This is a genomic window from Paraburkholderia sp. JPY465, from assembly GCF_050436725.1.
GTDB classification, from domain to species: Bacteria; Pseudomonadota; Gammaproteobacteria; order Burkholderiales; family Burkholderiaceae; genus Paraburkholderia; species Paraburkholderia youngii.
In genome coordinates, this window is sequence record NZ_JBNDMT010000006.1 from 686,860 (window position 1) to 700,312 (window position 13,453).

Annotated in this window: 16 protein-coding genes; 12 read left to right on the top strand and 4 right to left on the bottom strand. The window is 61.6% G+C overall.

The features are described 5' to 3' along the window. The first annotated feature begins 632 nt into the window (after positions 1 to 632). Together QFZ94_RS36355 and QFZ94_RS36360 are read left to right on the top strand one after the other, a co-directional pair. Entirely contained in the window at positions 633 to 905 is a 273-nt protein-coding gene (locus QFZ94_RS36355) for a hypothetical protein (protein ID WP_429462860.1), read from the top strand. Positions 906 to 1,107: 202 nt separating this feature from the next. Next, positions 1,108 to 1,617, top strand: coding sequence for a hypothetical protein (locus QFZ94_RS36360; RefSeq protein ID WP_429462861.1), 510 nt, complete (start codon positions 1,108 to 1,110; stop codon positions 1,615 to 1,617). Positions 1,618 to 1,988: 371 nt separating this feature from the next. Here the strand turns inward: QFZ94_RS36360 and QFZ94_RS36365 are convergent, their stop codons facing one another. After that, positions 1,989 to 2,438: a hypothetical protein gene (locus QFZ94_RS36365; protein WP_429462862.1), complete on the bottom strand. Its 450-nt coding sequence runs from the start codon at positions 2,436 to 2,438 to the stop codon at positions 1,989 to 1,991. 158 nt (positions 2,439 to 2,596) lie between these two features. Here QFZ94_RS36365 and QFZ94_RS36370 point away from each other — a divergent pair, with 158 nt between their 5' ends. Beyond that, complete coding sequence (locus QFZ94_RS36370; RefSeq protein ID WP_429462863.1) at positions 2,597 to 2,908, top strand: zinc ribbon domain-containing protein; 312 nt, start codon at positions 2,597 to 2,599, stop codon at positions 2,906 to 2,908. Positions 2,909 to 3,002: 94 nt separating this feature from the next. Here QFZ94_RS36370 and QFZ94_RS36375 read toward each other — a convergent pair whose 3' ends face one another. Then, positions 3,003 to 3,248, bottom strand: coding sequence for a hypothetical protein (locus QFZ94_RS36375; protein ID WP_429462864.1), 246 nt, complete (start codon positions 3,246 to 3,248; stop codon positions 3,003 to 3,005). Between QFZ94_RS36375 and QFZ94_RS36380 the strand changes: the two genes are divergently transcribed. From QFZ94_RS36380 to QFZ94_RS36390, 3 genes are all read left to right on the top strand, one after another. Further along, complete coding sequence (locus QFZ94_RS36380; protein WP_368585022.1) at positions 3,231 to 3,386, top strand: helix-turn-helix domain-containing protein; 156 nt, start codon at positions 3,231 to 3,233, stop codon at positions 3,384 to 3,386. The two genes, QFZ94_RS36375 and QFZ94_RS36380, sit on opposite strands and share 18 nt — an antisense overlap. Before the next feature lies 1 nt (position 3,387). Then, positions 3,388 to 3,681 carry a hypothetical protein gene (locus tag QFZ94_RS36385; protein WP_429462865.1) on the top strand — a complete coding sequence of 98 codons (294 nt, stop codon included), beginning with the start codon at positions 3,388 to 3,390 and terminating at the stop codon, positions 3,679 to 3,681. Between the two features lie 67 nt (positions 3,682 to 3,748). Continuing rightward, the gene (locus QFZ94_RS36390; protein WP_429462866.1) at positions 3,749 to 6,151 is read left to right on the top strand and encodes a filamentous hemagglutinin N-terminal domain-containing protein; all 2,403 of its coding nucleotides are present in this window, start codon (positions 3,749 to 3,751) and stop codon (positions 6,149 to 6,151) included. A 310-nt stretch (positions 6,152 to 6,461) separates the two neighbouring features. Here the strand turns inward: QFZ94_RS36390 and QFZ94_RS36395 are convergent, their stop codons facing one another. Continuing rightward, on the bottom strand, positions 6,462 to 7,256 hold the full coding sequence (locus tag QFZ94_RS36395) for an SDR family NAD(P)-dependent oxidoreductase (protein WP_368585025.1): 795 nt from the start codon (positions 7,254 to 7,256) through the stop codon (positions 6,462 to 6,464). A gap of 77 nt (positions 7,257 to 7,333) precedes the next feature. Between QFZ94_RS36395 and QFZ94_RS36400 the strand changes: the two genes are divergently transcribed. The 4 genes from QFZ94_RS36400 (at position 7,334) to QFZ94_RS36415 (ending at position 9,559) form a co-directional block, all read left to right on the top strand. Next, positions 7,334 to 7,537, top strand: coding sequence for a hypothetical protein (locus QFZ94_RS36400; RefSeq protein WP_410842530.1), 204 nt, complete (start codon positions 7,334 to 7,336; stop codon positions 7,535 to 7,537). Between the two features lie 1,003 nt (positions 7,538 to 8,540). Continuing rightward, on the top strand, positions 8,541 to 8,819 hold the full coding sequence (locus QFZ94_RS36405) for a hypothetical protein (protein WP_429462867.1): 279 nt from the start codon (positions 8,541 to 8,543) through the stop codon (positions 8,817 to 8,819). A gap of 101 nt (positions 8,820 to 8,920) precedes the next feature. Further along, positions 8,921 to 9,127 carry a hypothetical protein gene (locus QFZ94_RS36410; RefSeq protein WP_368585026.1) on the top strand — a complete coding sequence of 69 codons (207 nt, stop codon included), beginning with the start codon at positions 8,921 to 8,923 and terminating at the stop codon, positions 9,125 to 9,127. A 21-nt stretch (positions 9,128 to 9,148) separates the two neighbouring features. Then, the gene (locus QFZ94_RS36415) at positions 9,149 to 9,559 is read left to right on the top strand and encodes a DUF4148 domain-containing protein (protein WP_368585027.1); all 411 of its coding nucleotides are present in this window, start codon (positions 9,149 to 9,151) and stop codon (positions 9,557 to 9,559) included. A gap of 315 nt (positions 9,560 to 9,874) precedes the next feature. Here the strand turns inward: QFZ94_RS36415 and QFZ94_RS36420 are convergent, their stop codons facing one another. After that, positions 9,875 to 11,167 carry an MFS transporter gene (locus QFZ94_RS36420; protein ID WP_410842533.1) on the bottom strand — a complete coding sequence of 431 codons (1,293 nt, stop codon included), beginning with the start codon at positions 11,165 to 11,167 and terminating at the stop codon, positions 9,875 to 9,877. 179 nt (positions 11,168 to 11,346) lie between these two features. On the opposite strand from QFZ94_RS36420, the gene QFZ94_RS36425 reads away from it, so the two are divergent. Both QFZ94_RS36425 and QFZ94_RS36430 read left to right on the top strand, forming a co-directional pair. Continuing rightward, on the top strand, positions 11,347 to 12,069 hold the full coding sequence (locus QFZ94_RS36425; protein ID WP_429462868.1) for a GntR family transcriptional regulator: 723 nt from the start codon (positions 11,347 to 11,349) through the stop codon (positions 12,067 to 12,069). A 61-nt stretch (positions 12,070 to 12,130) separates the two neighbouring features. Further along, positions 12,131 to 13,423, top strand: a complete 1,293-nt coding sequence (locus QFZ94_RS36430) for an MFS transporter (protein WP_368585030.1) — start codon at positions 12,131 to 12,133, stop codon at positions 13,421 to 13,423. Positions 13,424 to 13,453 lie beyond the last annotated feature (30 nt).

The window sequence follows — 13,453 nt, forward strand, 5'->3', positions numbered from 1 at the left end:
CAGACGTTCAGGCGACGGTTGCGCGCCTGCGAACGGCCGTTCCATCCGGGCGAAGCGGCAAATAGCATGTCTTGTCCACCCGACCGTCCACACGCAGATGTAGCCCCGCGCGCATGAATGTCGCGCACCTTCAGGCGACGCAACTCGTCGTGCTGCCAGGATCCAGCAACAGCTCCTGACGCCGCAGTGGTCAAATCTTTCGGAGAATTTTCGGCATTTATTCGGCATACCGTCGTGCAATCCGATGCCGCCCTACCTATGCTGGTGTTGCCAACGAAGTCGCGTATTCCGCTATCAGGCGCGATTCGTTGCAACGGGCTTCACAACTGTTCGATTGTCGATATCGACGATCTGTGTGCCAGCCCAGCGTACGCTCCCGAGCGTCATGGCCGCCTCCTATCACATCCCTCCTAAATGGGAGTGCCGGACGCCCAGAATGTCCTGATTCATAGGAAGGTGATTTGCGGTATTAAATGTGCGCCCTCCTTTGCGCACCGGGCTAACCAGCCCCAGTGGTCTCTATGGCAATAGAAACCGTTCACGTATGACGGATCGGCAACACGCGCCCCGACCGGTGGGCCGGGCAGCCGAGCCGCGGCCGCCATACGGATCCGCTATCCCGGAGAAGTGAAATGAAGCAGACCAGAATCGCGGCGACCGTCGCCGCGGCCGTCGCCTTCGCGTTCGTCGGCGCGGCCGCTCACGCGCAAACCCAAAACCCGATCGATCCGCCACAGCCCGTCGACCAGAACGCGCTGCAGGCAGTCGGCGGATCTCTCGCGCCGCAGACCGCAACGGGTGCTCCCATCGGCAAAACCCGCGATCAGGTCTATCGCGAGCTCCTTGACTCGGAACGCAATGGCGAAGCTAAGCGCATCCGGGGCCTGTACGAAGGCGCCAAATGATGCTGGCCGCGCGGGCCGTAGACGCCAATCCGTTTTTCGAGGCTGCGGATCCGGCCTATCGACCGCCGGCATAGGAATCCCAAATTGGATGCGCGCCGGCCGGGTGCCGCGGATACCGGGATAGGCTATTCCAGTAGAGCTGGAGCGAACTTTCCCACGGCTCTCTCGCGGGGTAGCCGGCTTTCATTGAGAGGGTGACATCATGAATGTAAAAACGACTTTCAACTTTTCTCAGACCATCGTAGCCAATGCCATCGTCTGCGGCATGTGCGTCCCGACGCTCGTGAGCGCTCAGGGCATACCGAAACAAGGCAGCTTCGAAGCCACATACTACGGCGTTGGCTCGGTCACGAAGAGCATGCCCATGGAGGGCGACGACGCCGTCATGTTTTTCGAGGACACCATTCTCGTCCCAAGCAATCCTTCCGTGCCCCTGTTCCAGAGCGTTTCAGCCAAATGCATCACCGTCGGCTATTCCAAGGGCGCATCGAATGGCTACTGCATTTACACGGACAAGGACGGAGATAAGTTTGTCGAATCCATCGTCAAGCCGGGCCCTAGAGCGGCCGGCAAAGGAACCCTCGCGTCGGGCACCGGGAAGTACAAGGGACTAGAAGGACAGTTGGATTGGGAACTGGTCGCGTTCCTGCCCGCCGACAAAGGCAGCTATAACTACATCGGCAAGAAAACTGGCCACTATCGCATTCCGTGAATCTCGCCCTCGCAATTTATCAACTTCCGGATCGCGTGTATTCGCACGCCCGGCTCGCGAGAAGTTTGTCTCAGTCAGCATGCCTGTGACCGGCTTCTTTGGGCCCCAGAGAAAGCTCGAGCATGCGAAAGTTGCGCTAGGCTTCATGCAATTTGCACACATCGGAGCTGGGTTAAGCTGGAGGTGCGTCTGTCTGGGGTCACGCGTTGTATCAGGCATTTTTCCCCGTCAGCCAGATCGGGTTGAGTTCGCGGGGCATTATCGACGCTGCAAACATCTGCGGGTGGTCCAGTCGTTGTAGGACATACCGAGCTTGAAAGATTCATCATCTCCCCACGAGTCTCGCGGTGCGTTGAAGGCTGCACCGGCGATCATCGGTTCCGATCGGACAATCGGCCGACGAACTTCCATCCCTGATCGGCCAGCCAGACGTACGTGAAGCCCGTTGGACCATCGATGAAAACGGTTAAGGGCCGTTCGGATCCTGACACCTCCTGTTTTCCCTGCGTCGATGCGGAAGCGATTCGCGCTTCGCCCTGCTTCAATGGCGCGGCTTGATCTTCAAGCGACCAACCGTCCTCGCTAACGTACGTGAGCCGCGACGTACCGCCCGACGGGCTTCGTAGCGTGAGCGTAAGTGGCCGTCCGTCGACGTCCATTGGTCGGGTGCCACGGAAGTCCAGGTTCGCCGTCACCGATTCATCCGCAGCTGCGGCGACACGCTCCGTAGACGACGCAGCCACGCCTACGCGGCATGCCGCTTCAAGCGCGATGAACACCACGAAGGCAAACGCTCCGGGTTTGATCTGAGGCATTTTCATGTCGAGCACCTCCGCGCTGCCGAGCTGAAGGGGGCGCCGGCTCCGTTAGCGGAGCCGTTTCAGTGGCTGCTATTCGTTAAATCAGCATAGGGGCGGGGGAATCGGGTCGCACGAAGGTACGCCGAATAAACGCCGAAATTATGCCGAAATGAATGACCATGGCGACGGTACATGGCAGCAGGTCCCTGCATGACCAAGGCCGGGGCGAGTTTCGTCGCCGGTTGGAATACAAGAAGACGTGGCGCGGCGGCTTCTTCGTCGCCGTTTACCTAAGGAATACAAGTCTGACGTGTCCGTGTGGCGGCCACCAGTCGGCCGAGAGTCGCAAGACTCAAGCGTTGTTTGCCTGCGTTGAGTGCGGCCTCGCAGCGAACGCCAATCACGTCGGTGCGCTCAATGTTTGTAGCGGCGTGACACGCCGTAATTACCTGTGGAGGGATCCCGCAGTCGGGCCACCCGCCGAAGCATGAACTCACCGAAGGTGCTCGCGCACCCGTAAGAATCCTCATCCTCCAGGGCGCGAGAAGTATGTCAAACAGCAGCCGTTCGCGCCGTTCCCTTTCTTCATCGACGGAAAGCGCCTGGGCGCTTCACTGTCATCGCTGAAGAGCTGATACGCCCGCTCAATCTCTTCCCGAGCCCGTTCTTCGCGATTGAGATGCAACGCTTCCATTCGCGGCGTCCATTGTCGTAAAGGACGTCGACGACCTCGAAGCGCGCCGTATTGCGCTCACCGAAAACATCCAGCGCGACAAACTGTCTCCTGCCGAAGAAGCCGTCGATACAGCCGAGTTGCTGCTCGAACTGCACGGCGGCGACCGCGACGTGACTGCCAAGCTCCTCGGATGGTCACGCTCGACACTGGACAGCTGCGTTGCGCTGCTGAACTGTTCGAAGGCGGTGCTCGACGCGCTGAGCGAGCGGAAAATCAACATCGCTCGACGCTAAATTGCTGGCGGCACTCTCGAAAGAGAATCAGGACGAGGTCCTGCCAGTCGTTGTTTCGGAGAAGCGCTCGGTCGCCGACGTGATGAAACTGGTCGAACAGGCATCCTGCGCGCGTGGTTCTGCCATTTTCCCGCCGGGCTTGAACAGACGAAGGCCCGTCACGCTTGTGCACGCAACGGGAGAGCCGCCGAACCACAACGGCCACGATTGCACCGAAGGCGGAAAAGGCGCAAAAGGTAGAGATATCGGCATGCATCCGCGACGCCAGCAGCTATTCTTCAGACACAGCGACTAGCGCGGCTCCGGTCGGCCCCGCGGGTCGTTGGTGGCCCATTCCGCCCCCACGCGGAGAGGGGAAATGTATGTCACGTCCCAACTTGCCTCGGCCCGTGCGACCCGCACCGCATCGTTGGCCGTTGAGCAGGCGCATCTGGCTAGCTGTCGGTATCACGCTCACCGGACCGCCGTTTACCCATGCTGCGCTTGCCGCGGGTGTTCTTCCGCAAGGCGGCCAGTACGTCGCCGGGGCCGGCGCCATCTCAAGTCAGGGTAACGCGCTGCTGGTCACGCAGCCGGGTTCGACGCGCGGCGTGATCGACTGGGGCAGCTTCTCTGTCGGAGCCCAGAACCGCGTGAGCTTCGACAATGGCTCGGGCGCGACCTTGAACCGGGTCACGGGCGGCTCGCCGTCGACGATCCTCGGTAGACTCAGCGCAACGGGCAGCGTATATCTGGTCAATCCGCAGGGCATCGTCGTTGGCCCGTCGGGCGTCGTCACAACGGGTGGACGGTTCGTCGCGTCCACGCTCGATGTCTGCAACTGTGCTTTCATGAAAGGCGACCCACTCACGCTGTCGGGCGATTCAAATGCGCGCGTGATCAACCTCGGCAAAATCAGTTCCAGCGGCGCCGATGTCTTCCTGATCGCGCGAGGCGCGGTCATCAATATGGGCACGATCAAAGCGCCGAACGGCACGGTCGAACTGGCCGCCGGCGAACAGGTGCTGTTGCAGGACTCGACCAGCAGCAAACAGGTGTTCGTGCAGACGGGCAGCCAGGGGACGGTCGTCAACAGAGGGCGCGTCGTCGCCGCGCAGATCAGCCTGCAGGCCGCCGACGGCAATGTATATGCGCTCGCCGGCGCTGGCACGCGGGTCCGCGCGACGGGCACAGCGAATCGCGACGGCCATGTTTGGCTCGTCGCTGACAGCGGCCGTGTGGAGCAGTCGGGCGTGATCGCGGCCACCAACGCGGACGCCAGCGGCGGCACGGTCGACACTGACGCGGCGCAACTGGCGTTCGGCGCCAGGGCCTCCGTCCAGGCGGGCGAATGGAATCTCTCGACGCCCGCGTTCACGATCGACAAATCCGCTGCACGCGCACTGCGCCGCAGCCTGAATGCGGGCACCTCTGTCGGTGTGACCACGACAGGCGCGATGAACGCGACGGGCGACATCGACATCGCATCGAACCTGAACTGGCGCGGCCCCGCTTCGCTGACGCTCGACGCTTACCGCAACGTGTCGGTCGGGAGCAACGCGACGATCGCGAACAATGGCGCGGGCAATCTGAGCTTGCGCGCCGACGCAACCGGCATCAACAACGGCGGCGGCGTCGTCAACAACGGCACGCTCGACTGGTCGAAGAGTACCGGTGCGCTGAGCGCTTTCTACGACATGAACGGCACCTACGTTGCCGGTACCCAACTGAGCAACCCGGCATGGACGCCCGTCGCATTCAGCGGCCTTGTTACGCAGCTCACCGCGTACAGGCTGGTGAACTCGCTGACCGATCTGGCGAACGTCGCCAACGATCTCACCGGTAACTACGCGCTCGGCAGGAACATCGATGCGAGCGCGACGAGCAACAGCCCCTTCTTCTCAATTGGCAACGCCAATACGCCTTTCACTGGTCAATTTGACGGACAAGGCGATTCGATCAGCTCGCTTACGCTTGCGCCGTTGGGCGGCATGTTCGGAGAAATCGGCGCCCAGGGTGTCGTGCGCAACGTAAATATTTCTGGCACGGAGAGCGTTGCTATCGGATTCGTCGGGCCCATTGGCATCCTGGCAGGCATGAACAACGGCAGCGTAGTCGGAGTGAACACGTCCGGCACGGTGATCAGCAGCGGACCCGAGGCGGCTTCTTCGCCCGACTATTCGACAGCGGGTGGGCTTGTGGGCATCAACACGGGATCGATCCTGCGTTCTTCGAGCAGCGCCGCTGTGACCGCGGGTAATGTGCTCGGCGGTCTGGTGGGCGCGAATACGGGCCTGATCAATCAGTCGTTTGCTACGGGGCCCATCGTATCGCTGAGCTATATCAATCAAGGCGGCGGCGGCCTTGTCGGTGATAACAGCGGCACGATCAACCAGTCTTATGCAACCGGCTCGACAACGCTTCAGGGCTATTGCCGAGGCGCATCCGGTACGCCGTGCGGCGGCGCCGGACTCGTCGTCACGAACGAAGGAACGATCACCCAGTCATTCGCAACCGGCCTCGTGACGCAGCCGCTCTACGAACCCATCGGCATCGCGCGGACTAATACAGGCACGATCTCGAACGATGTGTATTGGGACGTCCACACCACGGCTGCTACGATCGGCGTCAAGTACGGCGAACAGATCCCCGCAGCAAACGGGTTGACCACGGCTCAGATGAGCACGGCCGCCTCGTTCGTGGGGTATGACTTCAGTGCGCCCGGCGTGTGGGCGATGCCTGCCGGCGCGACGCATCCGGTGCTGCGCTGGCAACTGGCGCAATGACATACGCGCAGCCAGTCAGTAGGGCTGTCAGCGAGCTTTCGACGCGGGACGATCTTGCCCACGAAGTTGCCAAGGCACGCGTCCAAAAAAGCTCGAACACGCCAACGTTTTCGCCTCACGAATGTCCGCTGTGCTTGGAAACGAGCCGCCCAGGTCGCACCCGGACCACTGGCTGAATTGGGTCGGGAAGACCGCTTCAATTTTCCAAAGGCCGACGTTGATCCGGCACCTGTTTGTGAATGTCGCCGACCAACGTTCACGGGATCGAAGTCAGATGAGAATGGGCGAAACCGCCGGGCGAGAATCGGCCTTAAGACCAGCCACCCGTCACCATGACATCCTCCGCCGTGATCATGCGGCTGTCGTCGGCCGCGAGGAAGAGCGCCATGCGCGCGAGATCGCCGGGCTCCATTTCCTCGTCGATACACTGGCCGCGCCGTATCTCTTCGCGGCCTTCGTCGGTGAGCCACAGGTTGCGTTGTTTCTCGGTCAACACCCAGCCCGGCACGAGCGTGTTCACGCGGATCCCATACGCGCCGAGGTCCTTGGCGAGCCCGCGCGTCAGGCCCTGTACGGCCGCCTTGCTCATTGCGTAAACCGGGAACTGGCTGCTCTTGAGCATCCAGCAATGCGAGCCGAGATTAATGATCGACCCCGCGCGTGCGGCCTTCATATCCTCGACCACGGCCTGCGCTGCGAACAACTGATGCCGCACATTGACTGCAACGCCTGCATCGAACGACTCGGGCGTAACGTCGGCGAGCGCGTGGCGGCGATCGTTCGCCGCGTTGTTCACGAGCACCTCGATCGGTCCGAATGCGGCCCGCACCTCGTCGATGGCCGCGTGCAACGCGGGAATGTCGGTGACGTCGCAAGCGACGAAGAGCGGTTTATGGCGCGCGTCACCGAGCGATTTGGCAAGAGCTGTTCCCGCGTTCATGTCGATGTCGAGAAAGCCCACACGTGCGCCTTGCGCAACGAAGTGCTCAACGAACGAAGCGCCAATGCCACTCGCGCCGCCCGTGATGAGCACAACCCGGTCGACCAGGCTGGGATAGCTCGCGTAACGTGCTTGTCCAGAAGATTTTTCGATAGAAGTTGCCATTCACTTTCCGTATTGATGAATCGCGTACACCGCGATTTTTTTAATCGATCGAGCAGCACCGCGAGCAGGATCACGCCGTGCACGAGGTACTGACAGAACGCCTCGATGTTAAGCAGATCAATCACGTGGTCTTCGATGCACCGCCGTGCGACGTCGCGCTCGATGGCACGGCGGCGTTCTTTTCTGCTGCCGATGATCTGGGCGACACTTCGGAGGCGCTGCCGAACGGGAAGTGGGCCACGCTTGACCAGTTCCGGGACGTGGCCGCAATGGCCTGGTGACGCTGGACTTGGTCGTCGAGGTCGCACATCCAGGGTTCTTGAGCTTCACGTTGGCATACCCATCGCCTGCCTTGCACCAATGCGTTGGGCTGAGGCGACTGCTTTTCGGCGTATTCGTCGCGCTCCATTAGCCAGTAGAACTTCTGGTTCCAGGCACCGGGTCGGCACCAGGCGGCGGCTTGGATTTTACGCCCAAATCAGGAAACGGGAAGATCGCGGTTTGGGGGAAGTACAACTCGACGGACGAATCACATGCGAACATGCTGTGCGACGACGAAACCGGCGGTGCGCCATGCAAGGTTTCTTATGGCAGCCCGGCCTACAGCTGCCTTTCGGACAGGCGCAAGTTCAATGACTGCTTCCCGGGTGCAACTGCCCGCCGTACCGTCAGGTTTGCGCGTGCATCATCACCGGTGGCCGACAGTTGAACGACTTCCCGATCAACCCAGCCGTGGGCATCGCATACGTGACCACATATCGCGAAACACGATCCGCTCTCCCGGGCCTGGAGCACGACGGTAATCGCGACGGCAGAACGGTGCTCGCGGGATAGCCTTTCACACCGGCAATTGCGGGTCCTTCAGCGAGCGCCTTGGGGCGTGCGCCGAGTGACTATGGATGCATCGCCGACATCACGGCCGATGGTGGAACTTCCGGACCGCCCGACAGCGTATTTCGTACCGCAAAGCAGCTGACGGGCCGAGTTGCTAAGGCTCGTGTAGGGTGGCAGCGGCGTCCGACTGGTTTTCATGAGAGCTGTTGCGAGACACTCGCGCACCACCGCGCCAGTCTCTCCATTGCCGCCTATTACCAAAGTGATACAGCGGCAGCGAGGCTCGGAAATCATACTGGCCCCGACCTGTCCGGTTTTTCGTCCGTAACGCCGCGCCGGGGCTTGTCCTCGTGGCACAGGTTGTTAAATTTTTTGGCATCGTCTGTCGTCTATCGCGTAGGGGCACCCGGATTGCCGCAGTGCCGGATAGACCACTATGAGGAGGTCATCATGAATTCGCCTAACCACGCAGTTGCGAAAACTGTCGCTTACCTTTTGGTCGCATGCTCAGCATCGCTGACCGCGCCTGCTTTCGCAGGGGCGTACGTACCTTGCCGCTCCGGCAGCGGAGCGACAGACGCGCAAAGCGGCCAATCGATGCCGTTGCACCACGCCAGCGTGGTTCACAAGAAGAATGGCGGCGTCAACGGCGGCGTGCCAACCCCGTCGCAGTCCGGCAAACGCGTTCCCGGCGGCGACTCCATCGATCCCATGTATCGAGGAGGTTGATGCGCCCGAGGCAGCACTCGAAGAAGGCTGGCACGCCGATCCGGTCTTTCCGAAGCACCCTGCGGCTGAGAGCGGTGATCGTGCTTTCGTGAGGAGGTCGTATGCGCAAGTTCAAACCTGTCGGTGCGGTCACATTCGTCGCGGTGATGCTGGGCGTCGGTCTGGCGAATTACATCGGTCCGGCACACGCCTGGCCGCCAGAGCCGATGTTCGTCATTAACGCCGAGCCGGGGCCTTTCGTGACAACGGACGTTCTTGATTTTCTGGACATCGTCTATGTGCACCCGTATCGCCGCGGTGCCCGATAGACAACTATGAGGAGGTGCATCATGAAGTCGCTTATCCAGGCAGTTGCACTTGCGGCCGCGATCGCTGCGCCGGGCATGTCTTTCGCACAATCGGAGCAGCCGGTCACGCGCGCGCAGGTCAAGGCGGAGATTCTGCAGCTTGAGCAGAATGGCTATAACCCGGCCAACGCGCTCGATGCCCAGTATCCCGCGGACATTCAGGCCGCCGAAGCGAAGATCGCTGCACAGGACAGCCAGCAGCCGGCCAACAGTGACATTGGCGTCGCAACGACCAACGCCGCTGCACAGGCAAGCCAGCAGGAGGGCAGCAATGACGTTGGCGGAACGACCGTTGGCACCTCAGCTTCCGGTAGCGTCCCGCAGGTGTCGAAGCCCTCGCCATCTTCGTGCGTTGGTCCCGCAAGTTATTGCAACCTTTTCTTCGGTAATTGACCGCTGACGGGCCGCCCGACACCGCGCCGACGATCCGGGTAACGTGCCTGGATCGTCGGCGCGTCATGGCTTCACGGAGTCCGACAGCGACCAGCTCGATTCGACCCTGAACGGTCCGCAAAAAGTGGACAGCCTCCGACGCGCAGATCGCCATTCAAGCGTCGGCTTCGCACTCGGCACCAGACCGTCGCGGTTGGGATCATCCCGACAACATGTCGGCATTCATGCGGATTTTTTCTCGTGTTGCTGACCCCACCGTCGACGCTATGAGCGACGCACGCCATGCCACCATCCAGCACGAGCGTCGCAAGGTGGTTACTGCCGCGCCGCTATCCGCACGCGCTCGCCCGCTTTGGTTCGCGCCGACGCGATGGACATGCCCAGGCCAAGCAACGCCAGGCAGACGACGGGCACGAGCATCGGAGCGCTTGCGTTGCCCGCGACCTTTCCTATGTAAGGCATCAGGTTCTGCGCGAAGAAGCCTCCGAGATTGCCAATCGAATTGATCGCCGCGATGCTGGCTGCAGCGCGGGCGCCCGTGAAGTATCGCGGGGGCAGCGACCAGAAGCATGGATAAAGCAGGGGAATGCATGCGCCGCCCAGCACGAGCGCGGCAAATTGCAGCGGCAGGCCCGGCAGCACGAGACTTAGCGCGAAGCCGATCACGCCGACGCCCGCAACCAACGCCATCGAGCGGAGCACCACACCCTCGCGTTTCAGCTTCGCGGGCAGCCACAGAAGAAGCAGCGCGGAGAGCATCCACGGAATCATGTTGAGCAGACCATTGAGCGACGAATGGGAGACGCCGCCGCTTTTCAGCAGCGTGGGCAACCAGTACGTCACGCCGTAGAGCGAGGTGGACATCAGCATGTAGCCGCACGCGAACATCAGCACGCGTTTGTCGACGAGCGCCCGCCACGGATGCCCGGCGGTCGCTTGCGCCGGCGCCTCGCGCCGCAGCGCCGCGATCATCAGGGCTTTTTCTTCGTTCGACAGGAACGGGGCGCGTTCGACGGACTCAGGCAGAAAGCGCAACGCAACGAGTGCGACGAGGACAGCAGGTATCCCGGTTGCCACGAACACCCACTGCCAGCCGGCGAGACCCAGGTTGCCGTCCAGCGACAACAGCAAGCCGCCCGCGAGTGAGCCGAGCATGTTGGCGAGCGCGCTGCCGAGCGTGAAGAAGCCGAGCATGCGTGTGCGATGACTCTGCGGAAACCAGAGCGTCAAATAGAAGATGACGCCCGGATAGAAGCCCGCTTCGGCGACACCCAGTGCGAACCGGAACACATAGAAGAGTCCCGTTGAATGTGTGAATGCCATCGCCACGGTAATGGCGCCCCAGGTTGCCATGATGCGTGCGAGCCAAAGGCGAGCGCCGAAACGATGCAGCGCAAGCGTGCTCGGCACCTCGAACAGCAGGTAGCCGATAAAGAAGAGCGACGCGCCCAGACCATATGACGCCTCCGACATTCCCAGTGCATGCACCATCTGCAGCTTGGCAAAGCCGACGTTCTGCCGGTCGATAAAGGCGATCAGGAACATCACGATCAACAGCGGCATGAGCCGCCAGGCGACCTTTTTCACGACAGCCTGCTCGGCAATCATGGTTTGGCTCACAATCAATCTCCGTTCAAATGATTCATATATATGTTTAGGCGAATCCGTTTTCTCGACAATGGGTAGAAACCCGTTCTGGCTAGATTTCATGGCACATTTAGGGTTATCACTGATCTGCGGTTAGCCTTGATCGTGAAATCATATAGATGAATTGAACGGAGACTACGATGCCTGCCGATGACCGGTTGCCCCGTTACCAGCGTTTGCGCGACGAAATGGTCGCTCTGATCGCGGCTCGCCATTGGCGGCCGGGTGAAGCGATCCCTACCGAGCAGGCGCTCGCCAAAAGCTACGACGTGGCGGTCGGGACGGTCCGTAAGGCTGTCGATCTGCTCGTCGCGGAAGGCCTGCTGGAACGCTTTCAGGGCAGAGGGACGTTCGTGCGCCGCGCGAGCTTCGACAGCTCCCTGTTTCGTTTCTTCCGTTTCCAGACACGGCAAGGCGAACGACGCATTCCGGAGAGCCGCATCTTGCGACGCGAGGTCGTCGATGCGCCGTCGGCTGTCGCCGCGATCTTGCAGATTTCGAGTACCGCGCGTGTGATCCAGATGACTCGCCTGCGGCTGATCGACGGCGTGCCGATGCTCGCTGAAGAAATCTGGCTGCCCTATGTCCGGTTTGCGGCGTTTGCGCAGATGGACCTGAATGAAGTCGGTGACTTGCTGTACCCCGTGTACGAGGCGCAATGCAATCAGGTCGTGGCGTCTGCCACGGAAACTCTGACAGTCGAAGCCATTGGCCCGTTGCATGCACGGCTGTTACGCATCGAGCCGGGCACGCCCGCCGTCGTCATCGAGCGTCTTGCATACGGCTACGACAGACAGCCGCTCGAATGGCGCCGCTCACGCGGGCCTGCCAGCGAATTCATCTATCAGGCCGAGATCCGCTAGCGATCGCGCGCCGTCACAAACAAGTTGTTCCCACCCAGGAACGACGACCTGGGAGACAGCAATGTTCAAGTGGTTCAGCCAGATTTCAGGCAATGAGCGTCGGACGTTCTGGGCGTGCTTCGGCGGATGGGCGCTTGATTCGCTCGATGTGCAGATGTTCAGCCTCGTGATTCCGGCGATCATCGCCGAGTGGTCGATCAGCCGCACGCAAGCGGGGCTCGTCAGCGGCGTCACGCTGGTGGCGTCGGCGCTGGGTGGCTGGATCGCGGGCATGATGTCGGACCGGCTGGGGCGCGTAAAGACGCTGCAATGGACCGTCGCGTGTTTTTCCGTGTTCACGTTCCTGTGCGCGTTCGCGCAGAACTATCCACAGTTCCTCGTGCTGAAGACACTGCAGGGGTTCGGCTTCGGCGGAGAATGGGCGGCGGGCGCCGTGCTGATGGCCGAGACCATCCGCAGTGAGCATCGCGGCAAGGCGATGGGCAGCGTGCAGAGCGCATGGGCGGTCGGCTGGGGTGCAGCGGTGCTGCTGTATGCACTGATGTTCTCGCTGCTGCCTGCGGATACCGCGTGGCGCGTGATGTTCGGGGTTGGCATCGTTCCGGCGCTTCTGATTCTGTACGTCCGACGCGGCGTGCAGGAGCCTGCCGCGCCGGCCCGCGCAACGCGCGATGCGCGCGCGCGTCAGCAGCCGACGCCTGGCCTTGTCGTCGGCATCTTTTCTCCGCAAGTGCTCCGCATGACGCTCATCGGCGCACTGCTCGGCGTTGGTGCGCATGGCGGCTACTACGCGCTGATGACCTGGCTGCCGACGTTTCTGAAAAGCGAGCGCCATCTGTCGGTCTTGAGTACGGGCGGCTACCTCGCCGTCGTGATCGTCGCGTTCTTTTGCGGGTGCCTCGTGAGTGCGCAGCTGCTGGATCGCATCGGACGCCGCAAGACCATACTCACGTTTGCGATCTGCTGCGTGATAACGGTGATCGCCTATCTGTTCCTACCGCTCGGCAATACCGCGATGCTGTTCTTCGGTTTTCCGCTAGGCTTTTTTGCAGCGGGCATTCCGGCAAGCATGGGCGCGCTGTTCAACGAGCTGTATCCGCGCGGGATGCGTGGCACTGGCGTCGGGTTTTGCTACAACTTCGGCCGCGTCGTGTCGGCGGGATTTCCGGTGCTCGTCGGGCACATGTCCGCGACCATGTCGCTTGGAACGGCGATCGGCATCGATGCGGGACTCGCATACGCACTGGTCGTTCTGTCCGTGCTGATGTTGCCCGAGACACGCGGCCGCATGCTGGACGAAGCCACGCTCGAGCCCGAACACACAGGCGCGCTTTCTCACGCGCAAAGGCATTGACGCGCGAGACACTCGCCGCAATCCAGCAAG